Raw genomic sequence first — 16,146 nt, forward strand, 5'->3', positions numbered from 1 at the left:
TTTTATCAGCTTTCGCTGTTTCATCTTTAGTAGTTCCTTCATTTTCAACAAATCTAGCAAGAACTACACAAGGTTGTATTCGCTGTACAAGTAAATTCTTTGGATGAATTTATAAAAGCTAAGAACGTGCTATTTAAAATCGCTATGGATATTAAAGAGGGTATTCTGACAGTTACAAGCACATTAAGAGCCGTATTCACAGGCGCATATAACAAGGCTGTCGAGCGTTCTAATATGAAGCAAAGTAAATCCCTGTCTATAGAAGAAACTCCTGCTAATGAACGTCCAATGCCTTTCTATAACTGGTTGAATGAACGTGATAGCATTCCACAATTAATAGTGCATGATGAACCCCCGTTAGAAAATTGGCTGGAATGATAAATGGAAATATTTATTAAAATTAATTATTTATAGGTATTAGTAAACTAAAAGAGTTTCATTAAGAAGTATAATATTTGTGAAAATCATAGAGAGGGGAATTAATTTTAAATGAGAAAAGTGTACTTATTATTTGCGATTATCGGCACAGTATTTCCGTATTATTTTTTGGTGAAATTCTTGAAAGAAAACGGATTTGATTTAGGGTTATTAATAGATTTATTATTTACAAACTCGATATCGACCTTCTTCGCTGTTGACTTTTTTATTTCATGCTTTGTTTTTATAATCTTTATGTTCAATGAGTCAAGAAAGTATAACATTAAAGAAAAGTGGATATGTCTATTAGCTTTGTTTACAGTTGGTTTATCATTGGCATTACCGTTATTTTTGTTTTTCAGACAGCCGTACATAAAGAAAGACGTGTTGTTAAACTCCAATGAAAGAAAGTAAAAAATATTGCATTTTTGGGATGTAGTGTTGATTTTGCGTTACATGGATGGCAAACGGGAGCTTTAATAATTCGTAAAAAGACCACTCCATAATTGAAGTGACCCCTAAAAGTTAGACATGGTTATTTCCTTAGGCAGCTTGAGTAAAATGAGTTCGGTATGGTAGTGACCCCTTAATTTATGCGTTTTTTTAGATAACGTATAGAAGAATTGTTGATGAAAGAAATGGAAACTTTTCTGCTGTGTACAAACAGAATATTATGTTCCATTCATAATTGCACATGGAAGTGGTAACGAAATAATTCCAAAAGTTTATTATAGTACTATTGATTTCCAGTAACCAACCAAAAAAAGGAATCACTATTTTGAGTGATTCCTTTTTTAGTGACACCTGTTTTTGGAATTTAGTAAAACAATAGAAAAAACTTAGCCAATAAAAAAATGGGGACTCCTACAATTATTACGCCTGCAAAGAAATAACAAAACAACATAAAAACATCGAAAACCGCACCGGCTAAATCATCAATGAATTTTAACATTTCATTTCCCTCCAAACATAATAAGTATTGGCATTAATAATCTCTTTATTACTTACCAATAAAGATACTGACCCATCGTAATGGTTTATTTAAAATCTATCCTAATGTCTTTTTTTAATAATAATGTTTAAAGTCTCTTCCCACGCGATTAAGAGTCCCATATATTTTATAATGATGATTTTCATAAAATGTTAGCGCTTGAAAGCTAATTGTGTCAACTTTAATGAAATCACACTGAGTATCCATTGCAATTTGTTCAATTGTTATCAATAGGTTAGATCCATGCCCTAAACCATAAAGCTTTTCATTTATCATTAGTGTGTGTATTTCCTAATATCGACCTTATAAATCTTTTGGAAAGTGTTTTACATTGTATGCATAGAGCATGTTATTGACATAAGATTTGTTTACATGTAGTTCTGGTGGAATCTGATAGGACATTTTTTACTCCTTTAGTCGAAATGGCAATGTTCGTTTCCAAATCATATGGTGATTATTTGTTCCCCAATAGTTTTCAAGGACAAAATCTGGCTGGCCAAATTTTTTCTGCCAGATGATTTGGGCTTGTTTATACCCACTATCTAAACAAAAACCAAGAACCCTTCGATTTTTTAATGTCATTAGCATTTTCTCTAATAGCATGGTGCCAATACCACGATTTTGATAGTTCGGATGAACAAATATGGTACCGATTTCTGGACATTGGGATAGATCTTCTTTGATTGTTTGTTGGATGATTTCGTTGGCTTCACCGTATTCGATAGTGCCTATTATTTCATCGGTTTCTGCGTTCAATGCTAACCAGAAAAATCTTTTTTTGCCCTGACTCTCTAAGTCCATTGCTACATACTGTTTTTTCGTTTCCCATTCATGCTGTTGATCGTCCACTAGCTCGGCAATACCTTCTTTTGCAAAAGTATCTTGAATGACAAGAGAAAAGAATTGGTGTAACGCCTGGATGTCCGATTGGTCTGGACGTCTAATAAGTAATTTCATGATTGCTTGCTCCTTATGATGGGTGTCGTCTAAGGTTTAGTAGGGATCGAGCTCGTTGCACATCCACATCTAGTAAACCATTTATATCTTGCTGTACTGTGGGCAATCGATCTAGTGCAAGCTGTAACCAATGATCGGAGGCATCATATTTTTCAGCATGCCATAGCAACTCTCCATAGCAAATGGCGGCTCGAATAAATGTGAGATGGTCATCCACCAGATTTGCTAAATGGGTGGCTTGTTTGAGACATTGTTCCCCTTGTGTTACCTTGCCATAATCCAAATAGCGAAGTGCTTTCAAAAATTCCGTGTTGGCTTGCTGTATTGTCTGTTCATTCGTATGTTGTGACATGACAGATCGCTCCCATCCGTTATTTTTGTGCCCGTTATGCATACTACCAGTCTATTTTTATGATTATAACATGTTCCCCTTAATTGGTTAATGATGGAATGTGTTAAAATGCAAAGAAAGACATTTGGCAACTAAAAGGAGGAAATACCATTGAAAGATTTACAAAAGAAACTCGATGCAGTATTAGAGCAAATGCGTGATTTTATCGAAGAGTTTCAAGAGCGGGAATCAGCCTATCCAATGGTTTTTCATCATCAAGCCGAAGAGGATATTAGCCATTTTATGGATAGTGGATGGTCATTGCCAGCAGAGTATGTTTATTTTTTGAGACATTATGCCGTTGAAAGGGTCACATGGGCTACAGGCGATTATATTAATCTAAAAATCTATGGAGCAAGAGATTTAATACGTGGGCAGGATGGCTATAATTATAATCCGGTGACAGATGAGGCGATTGTGGATTGGCCACATGATTATTTAGTCATCGCAACAGATGAAGGCGATCCCTATTGTCTGGATTTATCAAGAGGAGATACAGCTATTTTTACCGCTTCTCATGGGACAGGCAGTTGGCATTTTTCAATGGCTTATGACAATCTAATTTTATTCCTTGAAAGTGTACTGATTCCACCTGGTTTAGAGGATATGCTGCCAGTAGAAAGTTCTGTAGCGTACTATGAACTAACTATTACTGGAGAAGGAAAAGATAAGCTAAAGACATTATTGTTGCTAAAAAAATTATTATCTTATGATTATTCACAAGCGAGAAAGGCTTTAGAGCAGCCCCCATTAGTAATTTATAGGGGAGTTGAAGCAGGTGCCTTAAAGTTAGAGGCCGAGTTACAGCATATCCGTGCAGACTTTCAAAAAAAGAAAATCAACTTAGCGGAATTTATTGGATGAGGAAAATCAAAAGGAATCACGAACATAGACGTGATTCCTTTGGACAGCTAAAGTTTAAATTGTTGTACTAAGTCATTTAATGTAGTCGCTTGCTCTTTTAATAATTTTGCACTAACCTCCACACTTTCCATGGAACTGCTAGATTGTTCAGTTGTGGCAGTCACTTGTTCAATTCCAGCTGCCGTTTCTTCCGATACAGCGGCAATCGTATCAATTGAAGCGTTAATAACGTGCGTATTCTCTAAAACAGCCGTCATGGAGTTCGCCATTGAATCTACTTTGATACTAATGGCTTCAATTATCTCTTTTAGATGATGGAAGGCCCCACCCATTACATCAATTTGGTGCGTACCAAATGCTACTTTTTGATAGCTATCCTCTAATGTTGCGACAACTTGCTTGGACGCTGATTGAATATCTATCACAATAGAGGTAATATTCGTGATGGAGAAATTAACCTGATCTGCTAGCTTCCGTACTTCACCTGCTACAACCGCAAAACCCCGACCATGTTCACCAGCTCTCGCTGCTTCAATGGCAGCATTTAGAGCGAGTAAATTCGTTTGTTCGGAAATATCCTTAATAACGTTCACAAGCTCCGTAATTTGATTAGCCTTACGATCAAGTCCTTGTACCATTTCTAAAGAATTTTTAATTTGCCTATCAATAATTGTCATCTGTTCAATGGAGGAAGTCATATGTTGGTTTCCCTCATTGGTGATGGTCAACATTTTTTGAGATTGATCTTTAATGTTGTCCCCTTCTGTTGCAACAACATGTATGGTTTTAGAGAAAGCACTTATTTGTTCCAGCAACGATGTGGAAGAATGTGCTTGCTCTTCGACACCATTGGAAAGGTCGTTCATTGTAAGAGCGATTTGTCTTGAACCTATTCCAACTTCCTCAGCGGTATATGTCATTTCTTCACTTTGAACGGTCACCTGTTTAGAGACATTTACAATGTTGCTAATCATTGTAGCAAGATTTCCTTTTAGTTGAATTAATGAATTGTTTAATTGACCAATTTCATCCTTTCTGTTGACATTTATAGTGTCAATTTGAAGATTTCCTTCTGCAATCTCACTAAGTTGGCCTGCAATAGTTTTGATGGGTGATGCCAAATGCTTTGAAAATAATAGGGTGATAATGGTACCAATGATTAAAAAAATACCTATTGTCATCAGCATGGTAGAAAGTATGGAATCAACAGGTTTATAGAAATCCATTGTATAGGTTGTAGCAACAATGATCCAACCCCAATCAGGTTCCATTTTACTATAAGCAATCTTTTCTTCGATTTTTTCTTCATTTGTTGGGTGCTGCCAATAATATGTTGTAAAGGTGCCCTCCGATTGTGAATGCTGGATGATATTCTGGATGTAAAGCTTACCTTTTGCATCTTCCATATCCCAAGTATTTTCATTTTCAAAAAGAGGACTTGCTACTTCAAGCCCTTGTTTATCTAAAATGAAAAAATAACCATTTTCTCCTAGATCCACAGGGTTTTCAATTTCTCGTGTGCCATCAGACTTTCTTGAACCGATTAAAGCAACTTTTGCTTGTTCTTGTGCTTCTTCAAGCGTCATTCTTCCTTTTTCAACTTCCTTATTCAAGCTATCGATCATGCGAATGGTCATTTCTACACTATTTTTCAAGGTAATTTCACCTGAGTTTGTAAGGTGTTCCTTTGATTGGCTATATCCAACGTACCCAATAATAAAAGAAGGTAATGCAAATAAAATCAATGATATACTAATGATTTTTTGTTTGATCGACTTCATAAATAGCTCCCTTTCATAGTAAAGATAAAAAATAGACTGTCTAATTTATAGAAGATATATCGGGAAGGGATATTTAAAGTTTAGTTCCTTTTACTTACAAGGTAAACATAGGTAAAAATATTTAAAAAAGAGGTAAAAATACTTATAAATAGTTGTAATATGAAATGAAGAAAGGATGAAAATTAATAGAACATTAGAAACAACACGAGGGAATTGAATTTCCTCCGCGTTTACAACAACCAATGCGAAACGATTCACAGGAAGATGTAGAATTCCTCGTGATTTCGCAACCGAATAGCAGGGGAGACCGAGAGCTGCTTGAATTGTTCTACATTGAATTTCATTCTTTCGCATGAAGCTATTCTTATCAGCTGCTTGTATAGTAGGGAGTGTAAAGGGGTGCTTAAAGATGAAGATTACGAAGGTAAAATTATATGTTCACGATGTGCAAAAAATGGAGCAGTTTTATGTTGATCTGTTAGGCTTTGCTTTGCTAGAAAGAACAGCTGACCATTTTACAATAGCCGTGGGTGAAAGTAGGATGACATTTGAAAAAATTTACTCTTATATTCCAAAGCAGTATCATTTTGCATTAAATATTCCTAGTAACTTATTTCAACAGGCAAAAATTTGGGCAAAAGAGCATGTAGGTTTGCTGGATTCAGAGGGGCAGGATGAAGTCTATTTTGAATTTTTAAAAGCTTATTCATGTTATTTTTACGATCCTGAAGGCAATATAGTGGAGTTTATTGCAAGACAAGAAATAAATTCAAAACATGATGCAGCCAATTTTTCTGTTGAGCAAGTGTTACATATTGGGGAAATCAATTTAACGACAGATGACATTCTAGCAATAGCTGAAAAGTTAAAAAAATATGCTATAAAGCCTATAGCAAACAAGAAAATCCAACTAGATGGTCTTAATTTTCTAGGCAACTATGAAGACGGAGCCAATATACTATTAGGGCCGAGTGAACGTCTTTGGTATTTTTCTGATAAGAAAGCGGTAATCAGCCCGATTTGTATTGAACTAGACAAAGCTTTACAATTAAATATGGATGAAAAAGGTCAACTAACCCTTGTCCAACTCTAACATCATAAACTTATTGTGGATTAAATATGTGTTATTTTGTATATTTATTCAATATAAGGAGGGGTATTAGATGTATGTAATTAAAGAAACAAACCCGACGATAGAGTCGTATAAAGCATTGCACCAAACAACGGGCTGGAATGCAAAAGGGCTGTATACGTATGAACAATTATACAAGGCTATTTGCAATAGCTGGTTCAGTACGTCTATTTATGATGACGACAATCTAATTGGATATGGACGTATTATTTCTGATGGTATCTATCAAACCATTATCTGTGATGTGATGGTGCACCCTGATTATCAGCGAAAAGGAGTTGGCACTATGGTGATGGATACTCTTTTAGAGCAATGTCAGAAAGAAAATATAAAATGGGTTCAATTATTTTGTGCTGAAGGTAAACAACCTTTCTATCAGAAGCTTGGATTTAAGGAACGTGAAATAAATGCTCCTGGTATGATGTTGTTTTATACGTAATGAATAAAGGAGCTAGAATCGTTGAAAGCAAAATGCTTAAAAATTTATGAATTTGGAAATCCGCAAGAGGTGGTAAGGCTAGAGAATAAAACCATTGCACCTCCACAAGGTCAAGAAATTCTTGTTCGCATGCTAGCAAGACCCATCAATCCCTCTGATTTAATACCGATATGGGGGAAATATGCTCATAGAATCACTTTACCAACAGTGCCTGGCTATGAAGGCGTAGGAATTATTGAAGATGTTGGACCACTTGTTTCACCCAAGCTTATTGGCCAGCGCGTATTACCATTACGGGGAGAGGGAACTTGGCAGGAAATAGTGAGAACTCAAGCTGATTTTGCAGTGTCTATTCCTGCCATAATGGATGATTTTACTGCAGCGCAAATGTATATTAATCCGATCACAGCTTTCGTAACTTGTTCAGAGGTTCTCCATTTACAATCAAACGATGTTTTATTAGTAAATGCATGTGGCTCAGCCATTGGACATCTCTATGCTCAGCTTGCGAAATTGCTAGGATTTCAACTTATTGCAGTGACACGAAGTAATCAGCATACTGAAGAATTGCAGCAACTTGGTGCAACTTTTGTCATCGATACCTCTCGAATGTCACTCTATGAAACCGTTATGGCATTAACAAATGGTAAGGGGGCAGATGCAGCAATTGATTCCATTGGAGGAGAGGCTGGCAATCAACTGGCGTTCTGCGTAAAGCCCGGTGGAATTTTTTTAGCCATTGGTCTTTTATCGGGTATTCAGGTAAATTGGACAAACATTGTGAAGGAAGCACAGGTACAAGCGAGGATGTTCCATTTGCGTCATTGGCAACATCAGACGTCAATAGAAAAATGGCAACAAACGATGCAACATCTTGTAAATCTTGTACATAACGGTTCACTAAAAATGATGAAAGTACATGCCCATTATCCATTACTGGACATTCATAAGGCAATTGATGCTGTTGAGGGGGCTAAAAAAGGAAAAGTATTTTTAACGAACGTTGACTAAGTAACATACTACTGTAGTAGGCCCACTATGGATGAGCTGCTACTGGTAGTATGTTTTTTTATAAGGAAGTGTATGTTTCCTTTAATTGTGAAGGGGTAACCGCTCAAAGAGAGAGAACCTGCGTAGAAAGCAAGCCCTCGCTCCAAAAAGAGAGAGAGCCGCTCAAAAGAAGCGAAGCCCCGCTCCAAAAAGAGAGGGAGCCGCTCAAAAGAAGTGAATACCCGCTCCAAAAAGAGAGAGAGCCGCTCAAAAGAAGTGAAGCCCCGCTCCAAAAAGAGAGGTAGCCGCTCAAAAGAAGTGAATACCCGCTCCAAAAAGAGAGAAAGCCGCTCAAAAGAAGCGAGCCCCCGCTCCAAAAAGAGAGAGCCGCTCAAAAGAAGTGAATACCCGCTCCAAAAAGTAAGAAAGCCGCTCAAAAGAAGCGAAGCCCCGCTCGAAAAAGAGAGAAAGCCGCTCAAAAGAAGTGAGCCCCCGCTCCCAAAAGTAAGAAAGGCGCTCAAAAGAAGTGAAGCCCCGCTCCAAAAAGTAAGAAAGTCGCTCAAAAGAAGCGAATACCCGCTCCAAAAAGTAAGAAAGGCGCTCAAAAGAAGTGAATACCCGCTCCAAAAGGTAAGAAAGCCGCTCAAAAGAAGCGAGCCCCCGCTCCAAAAATAAGAAAGCCGCTCAAAGTAAGCAAGCCCCCGCTCAGACCAAAAAAATCACTTGCAATAGTAGTAACATATAATTTTATAAAATTACTAAATTGGTAATTCGAGGTAATAAAAGGTATGATAAGATTAGCTGTTTTTATATAAAGGAGTACAGAATATGGAGAAGATCAACCAATTAAAAAAGTCGATAAAACAATTGAGTGAAGCTGATGCGAAGACGATGCTTCTTTTAACTTTAATAAATGAACAGTCAAGGGACAGCATGCTACAGTTTTTATTACAGCAGGCTGAGGAGCGGGATCTTTCAAAGGTACAAACGGTTCATATTGTATTCGGTCATTCACCTGGGGGGAGCTTGAAAGCAGCCTTTCGTCATACTGACTATGCTAAGACCGAGGAAATCATTGTTATGCCAGGTAATTTTTCTGTTGGTCCTTTGAAAGATGTACATACATGGGGCGGGATTGAAGCTCGTTTTCAATGGTTGGAAGAGCGTTATGTAATGGATGATGACGGATTGATCATTTTTGAGCGAGAGATGAAGGCAGCTGTAGAGAAAATAAAAAATATACCACCTCATCAGGAAATAATGATTTGGACTTGTCAAAATGCTCATGAACAAATAGGCCTTCGACTGGTTTTGGCGATGCTCGAACAAAAAATAAATGATATCTATGTATTAGACACTTTTCAGTTATTTCATGAGTTGTATACTTTACCACAGTTAGCAGAGGATAATTATCCAAGATCCACTGGAGAGGTCAGCACAGAGAATTTACTTTATTTTTATGAACAATCTCAAGGACGGCCATTAAAAAAAGCATTGCGGGAGTCCTTATGCAAAGAAGGTTTAAATTTGTTAATGGATGATTACCATTGCATACACACCTGGCAATATCATGAACTTTGGGGCAATAACAATGAAGATAGAGAGGATGACTTTATTATTGCCTGTGCTAGACGTTTACAGGAAGAGCAAGAGGAAGTCCACTATCAAGTTGCAGCTAGGTTAATTGGAGAGGTACTGGGTCATATGGAAGAATTGAGAGAGGTTGAATGGATTGAATATCGTCTGCGCCAATTAATTCAGCAAGGGGTTTTTTCTTATCAAGGCGAGCTACAAGGAATGCTACATTACAAAGTAAAATTAGCAGAAATGCAATGAACTGTAATCCTTCATGATTTTTATGCTATAATTTTTCTGATATAGACGGTTAGAAGGAGTGAGATCATTGTTAAAAACAGAAGTATTTGAACAATTAAAAACGGCAATGAGAGAGAAAGATACTTTAGCGAAGGGTGTATTATCTCTTTTAAAGTCAGCATTAGATTCTGCTGAAAAAGAAAAGGGAGAGACATTGACACCTGAGGAAGAAATGGCCATTATTAATCGTGAGGTCAAACAAACGAATCAGGCTTTAGAAGGTGCACAAACGGCTGGGCGAGCAGACCTGATTGAAAAAGAGGAAGCCAAATTGACACTTTTGAAATCTTTTTTACCAAAGCAATTATCAGAAGAAGAAATTGCAGAGAAATTAGTGGCAGCGGGTGTTGAAAAAGGAATGAACATGGGCGAAGCCATGAAAATTGCTAAACCATTGCTTACAGGTCAAGCTGAAGGTGCCGTTATTTCAAAAGTTGTGAAAAGCATTATTGCCTAATCTTCTACCATTTTGTTAGGAGCTTTTTAAAGTTTTGCAGTATAATTCTATATTTTAAAATCACACAAAGAAATCCGCAATGCCCGATTATGGCATTGCGGATTTGTTCATTTTATAACTTGAATTTTTGAATGATATTGCGGAGTTGTTGAGCCATTTCAGCTAAGTTATTAGAAGAAGCAGTTATTTCTTCGATACTTGCGGATTGTTCCTCAGAGGCAGCTGCTACGTTTTGAATATTGCCCGAAGCTTGTACAGCTACAACGCCAACTTGTTCAACAGAACTAGCGATACTGCTAACACCTTCATTGATATTGGACATCACGTTATTGACATGGTCCATTTCTCTCGTCAGTGCAGTGACTTGGGAATAGATATCAGCAAATGCCTCTCCAGATGCATTGAAAGTTGTTGAGCTTTCGGCAAGATTACTGCTACTGATAGCCATAGATTTGACGGCTTGTGCAGATTCTTCTTTAATCGTTTCAATTCGAGTACGAATACTGTTTGTTGCCTCTAATGATTGATCAGCTAACTTACGCACTTCCTCCGCTACAACTGCAAAGCCTTTACCGTGTTCGCCTGCACGCGCTGCCTCAATCGAAGCATTTAAAGCAAGTAAATTGGTTTGATCCGTAATTTGCGTAATCAATGTCACAATATCACCAATTTCATTTGTGTACGTGCTTAATCGTTCTACGACAGTTGCTGATTCTTGGATGGCTTGGGATGTCACGGCCATTTTTTCAGTTGCATCTTGGATCGTTGTATTGCCTTTTTCTGATATAGCAGATGCTTGGAATGCCTTATCTGTAACATCAGTTACACTTGTCACAACCTCTGACATTTTGCTTGAAATGGTTGTAATATGATTTTCCACTTCCTCAATCGAAGAGGTTTGCTTCTCAGAACCCGCTGCCACCTCTTGCATAGAAGAGGTAATTTGCTGAATGGATGCACTTGTTTGTTCGGAGCTTGCTGTTAATTCCTCCGACATTGCGGCTACTTGTTCAGCGTTTTGGGCGATTTGTTTAATTAATGAACGCAAATCTTCCGTCATATTTTCAATGCCTGATGAAAGCTGGGCAATTTCATTGGAACCTTTTATTTGAAGTGGTTCGACAGCTAAATCACCCTGTGCAACTTGACCAACATAGCGCGTCATTTTTTTGATTGGCTTCGTAATGCCCACACTAATAAAGTAAGCAACGATTATACCAAAAATCACAAAGACAATCGTTAAAATAATACAAATCCAAAGTGTTTCCGTTTGTAGCTTAGAAATGAAGGAAGCATCCATATCTAAACCGAAAATAATATCCGTATCTTTAAAAGGGATAAAAATGGACTTATGGATACCGTATTCATCCTTGTAAATATCACTCGTTTGAGTGGTGCCAGTGGCTACGGCTTCATGCATTTCTTTACTAAATACATAATCTTGCTGATGATTGTCGGTATTACTTAGAGCGATGATATGCTCTTTACCATTTGCTTTAGAAAGGACATAGGCGTTTTCGACATCATATTTTTTAACCGTAGCATTCAATTGATCTAAAAGTTTTTTATATTTGTCAGGGCTACCGTTATCCGCTGCTTTTACATCATTTTTCTCAATATCTTCAAAAATCGTATTCGATGTAATCTCTAAAGTAGATTCGAATTGTTTAATAACAAAATTGTCAATAATGCGGTAAGAAACTGCAAATAACACAACACTAAAGAGCAAGGAAATAATCGCTATTGGAATAGTGAAACTAGCAATATATTTATAGAGTAAAGAACTCTTAAATTTAGTGACGATACGCAATGTGTGACGCCTCCAGTACTTTAAGCTTTTGCTGTAAGAAATGAATCATATTAGGGATATGGTCTGTCTCCGTATAAGGTGAAATGGAGAAGAATTTTGCCGCTGCAACCGGAACCTGTTGTGTTGTATCACTCGTGCTAACCGTGCAGACACGCGTTGTGTCACCATAGAATACTTCGTCTCGACCTTCTCCGATAATTTCAAAAAATGAAGCGTTCATGCCGTTTATGTGTTCAATTTGGTCTTGTGTATAATGACCAGCCTGTTCAGCTTGCCAATTCATGCCGTCTGGATATAAACGAAACGCTGTGACTGGCCCAATATTGGCTTCATTAACTACCTGTAGCATAGGGGTTTTCTCAGTTAATTGTGCACGGAATGCTAAATTCACCCGTACATAATTAGCTAATAGTTGTTGATAGCCTTCTTTACCAAACGCCTGCAATGCAGCAAAAATAGCGATGGAGCTACCCATACGAGAGCATTCTAATGTATAACCAGTATGATAAGAGCCATAACCACGATTGCCGACATATGGCGTATCAAAGTCTTCAATATCCAGTAGCTGTAAACTTTTACCTTCCTTAATTAAGAATAGGCTAGTTAAATAAGGTGTTTGTCCAAGCTTTTGGAAGTCAAAGCACAGGCTATCTGCAATGGCTAGATGTTGCATACGTTCATGGATTTGTACTAAACCTTGTAAAACCTCCACCTCGAATTGGAGTGGATTTTTATTAAAATCATAATCATTGAAGAAGGCATAAAAACCACCTAAAGCCGAATCAGCATGAATATGTACTGGTTGTAAGTTGTATTTCTTTTCAAGCGTTGTTGTGACTTCTTTGATGGCTTGTACATCATCAATACCAAATTGATCAGTTGCACCTGTTGTCGCTACTACATAGACGGGAATGCCGCCATTTTCGATGACTTCTGTCATACGTGCACGTAAGTCTTCCACATCCATCGAGTGATCTTTGCCTGCTTTTACACGCACTAAGTGTTTACTACCAATCCCTACTGCTTCTACCGATTTTAAAAGACTGTAATGGGCATTCTCTGAAGCAAAGCAATATAAATTATTAGGAACACCATCTTCTTTTGCTTGAGGGAATTGTTTTGCAATGGCAAGACGAAGTCCACTGAAAACGGCACCTTGTCCACCCCATGTTGTATAGCCAAAGCTTTTTGTATAATCATAGCCTACTAATTTAGACATCATGGCTACTACTTTAACCTCACACTCAGCGGCAGCAGGACCATAAACATCCCATAAATTATTGCCATTCAATAGCGCATTCGTAAACTGGCCTAACACACCAGGAATACTTGCCATTGGTAAAACATTGGTAACAAAGTTACGTGTATGATAAGGATGTCCTTGCATTAAATGTGTCAATTCTTTTACAACTTGTTCTAGCCCAATACCAGTTGTTGGCACTTGATGTTCTTGCATAAGCTCTTGATAAAAATTAGCAGATCGTTCTTTTATTGGGCCAAGAGTTGTCTTATTTGGATTCTTTAATTCATCTAATGAGGAAACAATTTTCTCTAATAGGGATAAAAAATTCTCTCTTTGTTGGATATTTCCATCTTCGCTCTGGAATAATTGTTGGATATTTTGCATATTCATCATCCTTTTATAGTTCATATTTCCTCTATTTTTACCTAAATAAAAATAGGACATTATACTAAAGGTATAATAGCATATTTTAGCAGAGATGGTGATTATATTTTACTGAAAAAATATTTATAGACATTTCTGAAAAATTAAACATCTAATGACATTATATAACTGTATTGTTTTAATTATGGAGTAGTAGGCTTTATGCGATGTGGAAAGCAAAATTTGAAGAGAGTGAGAAAGTTATACAAATTATAATGATAAGACTATATAAAAAGTGGGAAGAACTGCTGCTTTTTATATAGTAAGAATCTGCACAAAAGGAGGTGCAGATTCTTAGCGGCGTGTATCATTCGGAATAGTTGAGAAGCTCATCTACCGTGACGAATGTATAGCCCTCATCTGTAAGGGATTGAAGAATTCCTTCTATTGCCTGTAGTTCATTGTCAGTTTGATCATACATAGGGTGCATTAAAATGATGGAGCCTGGTTGAATAGTTTCTTTTACATAATTTATTTTATCCGCTGCCTTTGTAAAGAAGGTATCAGGCTCTAGGTTCCATGTAATGGTCTCGCGTTGATGTTTATTTAAGTAATAGGGAAAGCCAATCAACTTTTTACCATATGGTGGTCTTACAACGGGTGTTTCTTGATAGCCGGTATTGGCAATAAGGGCATCCGTTTTTTCTATTTCATTTTTAATAAAGGAAGGGCTTTTTAAGACCATACGTTTATGCGAATACGTATGATTACCTAGTTGATGTCCTGCCTCCACTATTTTTTTAGCTTCTTCTGGATGTTGCTCAATGTCCTGTCCAATTAGAAAAAACGTGGCTTTTACTTGGTAGTCGTCTAGTAACGATAAAATAGCGCCAGTATTGTCAGTTGGTCCGTCATCAAATGTCAATGCAACGACCTTTTCCTGAGTATCCACCCGAGACGTAATAGGACCAAACAATTGAAAGTCACGAGCATTCATTAATTTATAGGCTGAAAATGCTAAAGTAAAGATTAAGATAAGTCCGATGCTGATATAAGCTAGTTTCCTTTTCATTCACTGTCTCCTCTCTCACCATAAAGGATATATGGTTTTAATGTATGTTATCTCGAATACAATATCAATGTTGTTACTTCTTGATCGTCATTAGCTGTTTGAACACCAAAAAAATAACCATACTACAGTGGAGGTGAAAACATGTATAAATTATTAACACATAATGATTTAGACGGAGTAGGGTGTGGAATTTTAGCCAAGCTTGCTTTTAACGATAAGGTAAAGATACGCTACAACTCCATTACAGCACTTGATCGCGAAATCGAATTCTTTTTGGAGAACGACCAACAGAAAACATTTTTGTTTATTACAGATCTTTCTCCAAATGAAGCGAATGAAAAAAGGATTCATGATTATTATCAGGCGACTGGTAATGTGCAATTGCTGGATCATCATAAGACAGCACTCCATTTTAATCAATATGAATGGGGAAAGGTAGTAGTTGAGGATGAGCAAGGCTTTTTAACGTCAGCTACATCTTTATTTTATCAATACCTGGTGACCCATGGACTATTAGAAAAAACAGAAGCCATTTCAGAATTTGTAGAGTTAGTAAGACAATACGATACATGGGAATGGGAAAAGAACGGGAATTTTCAAGCGCAAAGATTAAATGCACTGTTTTTTCTAGTGTCTATTGAAGAGTTTGAAGAGAAAATGCTTGAACGTTTAAAAATAAGTGATCATTTTGACTTTGATGAATTTGAAAAGAAAATTTTAAGCATGGAAGAAGAAAAAACAGAGCGTTACATTCGGCGTAAGAAACGTGAACTTATTCAAACCAATTTGGGCGATTTCTATGCTGGGGTTGTCTATGCAGAATCCTATCTTTCTGAGCTTGGCAATGAATTGGGAAAGGAAAATACGCATCTTGATTATATTGCGATGATCAATATGGGTAGTAAAAAAATATCCTTTCGAACAGTCCATGATCATATCGATGTGTCAGCTATTGCTGCCACATATGGCGGAGGTGGGCATCAAAAGGCTGCTGGCTGCTCATTAACGGTGGAAGCTTACAAGCGGTTTGTGGTGGACACATTCCATATAGAGCCTATTCCAGAGGATGCAAAAAGAAATCGTTATAACGTAAAGGGGTCTACGTTTGGAACTTACTATAAAAATCAGCAAGATGAAATGTATAGGCTCTATTCAAACGATGAGGTTGACTGGATAATTGAAAAAAATAACACGCCACTGCCACAAACCTTTGCAAGCTATAATGAAGCGGAGTGGTATTTAAAACGAAACAATCAAGCATGGCTAGTAAGAGATGATCTCTTTGTGGACCATTTAATGCAGGAAGTCAATAAAGTTCGTCATCTACATAAAGGGATGTAATATTCCTTTTATACATAATGAAT

The 16,146-nt window shown here is 37.1% G+C and carries 17 protein-coding genes and 1 pseudogene; 10 read left to right on the top strand and 8 right to left on the bottom strand.

All coding sequences use genetic code 11. The features are described from left to right. The first annotated feature begins 99 nt into the window (after positions 1 to 99). Both ACEVFT_RS10855 and ACEVFT_RS10860 read left to right on the top strand, forming a co-directional pair. The gene (locus ACEVFT_RS10855; RefSeq protein ID WP_393949691.1) at positions 100 to 378 is read left to right on the top strand and encodes a hypothetical protein; all 279 of its coding nucleotides are present in this window, start codon (positions 100 to 102) and stop codon (positions 376 to 378) included. Positions 379 to 489: 111 nt separating this feature from the next. Continuing rightward, positions 490 to 831, top strand: coding sequence for a DUF2834 domain-containing protein (locus ACEVFT_RS10860; protein ID WP_393949694.1), 342 nt, complete (start codon positions 490 to 492; stop codon positions 829 to 831). Between the two features lie 403 nt (positions 832 to 1,234). Here ACEVFT_RS10860 and ACEVFT_RS10865 read toward each other — a convergent pair whose 3' ends face one another. The 4 genes and pseudogenes from ACEVFT_RS10865 to ACEVFT_RS10880 all read right to left on the bottom strand — a co-directional run bounded on the left by ACEVFT_RS10865 (position 1,235) and on the right by ACEVFT_RS10880 (position 2,717). Beyond that, on the bottom strand, positions 1,235 to 1,369 hold the full coding sequence (locus ACEVFT_RS10865; protein WP_342533015.1) for a hypothetical protein: 135 nt from the start codon (positions 1,367 to 1,369) through the stop codon (positions 1,235 to 1,237). 114 nt (positions 1,370 to 1,483) lie between these two features. Beyond that, positions 1,484 to 1,810 (bottom strand): annotated as a pseudogene (locus tag ACEVFT_RS10870) (GNAT family N-acetyltransferase). Positions 1,811 to 1,813: 3 nt separating this feature from the next. Next, the gene (locus ACEVFT_RS10875) at positions 1,814 to 2,365 is read right to left on the bottom strand and encodes a GNAT family N-acetyltransferase (protein ID WP_393949697.1); all 552 of its coding nucleotides are present in this window, start codon (positions 2,363 to 2,365) and stop codon (positions 1,814 to 1,816) included. Between the two features lie 13 nt (positions 2,366 to 2,378). Then, on the bottom strand, positions 2,379 to 2,717 hold the full coding sequence (locus tag ACEVFT_RS10880; protein ID WP_393949699.1) for a hypothetical protein: 339 nt from the start codon (positions 2,715 to 2,717) through the stop codon (positions 2,379 to 2,381). 150 nt (positions 2,718 to 2,867) lie between these two features. Here ACEVFT_RS10880 and ACEVFT_RS10885 point away from each other — a divergent pair, with 150 nt between their 5' ends. After that, positions 2,868 to 3,620, top strand: coding sequence for an SMI1/KNR4 family protein (locus tag ACEVFT_RS10885; protein WP_393949702.1), 753 nt, complete (start codon positions 2,868 to 2,870; stop codon positions 3,618 to 3,620). Between the two features lie 47 nt (positions 3,621 to 3,667). On the opposite strand, the gene ACEVFT_RS10890 is transcribed toward ACEVFT_RS10885, so the two are convergent. Beyond that, on the bottom strand, positions 3,668 to 5,401 hold the full coding sequence (locus tag ACEVFT_RS10890; protein WP_393949704.1) for a methyl-accepting chemotaxis protein: 1,734 nt from the start codon (positions 5,399 to 5,401) through the stop codon (positions 3,668 to 3,670). A 409-nt stretch (positions 5,402 to 5,810) separates the two neighbouring features. Here ACEVFT_RS10890 and ACEVFT_RS10895 point away from each other — a divergent pair, with 409 nt between their 5' ends. From ACEVFT_RS10895 to ACEVFT_RS10920, 6 genes are all read left to right on the top strand, one after another. Continuing rightward, a complete protein-coding gene (locus ACEVFT_RS10895; protein ID WP_393949705.1) occupies positions 5,811 to 6,494 on the top strand; it encodes a VOC family protein in 684 nt (227 codons plus the stop codon). Positions 6,495 to 6,564: 70 nt separating this feature from the next. After that, positions 6,565 to 6,972 (top strand): GNAT family N-acetyltransferase, encoded by a 408-nt coding sequence (locus ACEVFT_RS10900; protein ID WP_393949707.1) that lies wholly within the window; start codon positions 6,565 to 6,567, stop codon positions 6,970 to 6,972. 21 nt (positions 6,973 to 6,993) lie between these two features. Continuing rightward, positions 6,994 to 7,983, top strand: a complete 990-nt coding sequence (locus tag ACEVFT_RS10905; protein WP_393949709.1) for a zinc-dependent alcohol dehydrogenase family protein — start codon at positions 6,994 to 6,996, stop codon at positions 7,981 to 7,983. Positions 7,984 to 8,196: 213 nt separating this feature from the next. Next, positions 8,197 to 8,637, top strand: a complete 441-nt coding sequence (locus ACEVFT_RS10910) for a hypothetical protein (RefSeq protein WP_393949711.1) — start codon at positions 8,197 to 8,199, stop codon at positions 8,635 to 8,637. Positions 8,638 to 8,790: 153 nt separating this feature from the next. After that, positions 8,791 to 9,798 carry a DUF1835 domain-containing protein gene (locus tag ACEVFT_RS10915; RefSeq protein ID WP_393949714.1) on the top strand — a complete coding sequence of 336 codons (1,008 nt, stop codon included), beginning with the start codon at positions 8,791 to 8,793 and terminating at the stop codon, positions 9,796 to 9,798. A gap of 67 nt (positions 9,799 to 9,865) precedes the next feature. Continuing rightward, complete coding sequence (locus ACEVFT_RS10920; protein ID WP_205444501.1) at positions 9,866 to 10,294, top strand: GatB/YqeY domain-containing protein; 429 nt, start codon at positions 9,866 to 9,868, stop codon at positions 10,292 to 10,294. 112 nt (positions 10,295 to 10,406) lie between these two features. Here the strand turns inward: ACEVFT_RS10920 and ACEVFT_RS10925 are convergent, their stop codons facing one another. The 3 genes from ACEVFT_RS10925 to ACEVFT_RS10935 all read right to left on the bottom strand — a co-directional run bounded on the left by ACEVFT_RS10925 (position 10,407) and on the right by ACEVFT_RS10935 (position 14,782). Then, positions 10,407 to 12,104: a methyl-accepting chemotaxis protein gene (locus tag ACEVFT_RS10925; RefSeq protein ID WP_393949717.1), complete on the bottom strand. Its 1,698-nt coding sequence runs from the start codon at positions 12,102 to 12,104 to the stop codon at positions 10,407 to 10,409. Continuing rightward, positions 12,088 to 13,731: a pyridoxal phosphate-dependent decarboxylase family protein gene (locus ACEVFT_RS10930; RefSeq protein ID WP_393949720.1), complete on the bottom strand. Its 1,644-nt coding sequence runs from the start codon at positions 13,729 to 13,731 to the stop codon at positions 12,088 to 12,090. Before ACEVFT_RS10930 ends, ACEVFT_RS10925 begins: the two co-directional genes overlap by 17 nt. A gap of 346 nt (positions 13,732 to 14,077) precedes the next feature. Beyond that, a complete protein-coding gene (locus tag ACEVFT_RS10935) occupies positions 14,078 to 14,782 on the bottom strand; it encodes a polysaccharide deacetylase family protein (protein ID WP_205444497.1) in 705 nt (234 codons plus the stop codon). 141 nt (positions 14,783 to 14,923) lie between these two features. On the opposite strand from ACEVFT_RS10935, the gene ACEVFT_RS10940 reads away from it, so the two are divergent. Next, on the top strand, positions 14,924 to 16,123 hold the full coding sequence (locus ACEVFT_RS10940; RefSeq protein WP_393949721.1) for a DHH family phosphoesterase: 1,200 nt from the start codon (positions 14,924 to 14,926) through the stop codon (positions 16,121 to 16,123). Positions 16,124 to 16,146: the final 23 nt, after the last annotated feature.

The sequence above is a fragment of the Lysinibacillus sp. PWR01 genome, from assembly GCF_043359455.1.
Lineage (GTDB): Bacteria > Bacillota > Bacilli > Bacillales_A > Planococcaceae > Lysinibacillus > Lysinibacillus fusiformis_F.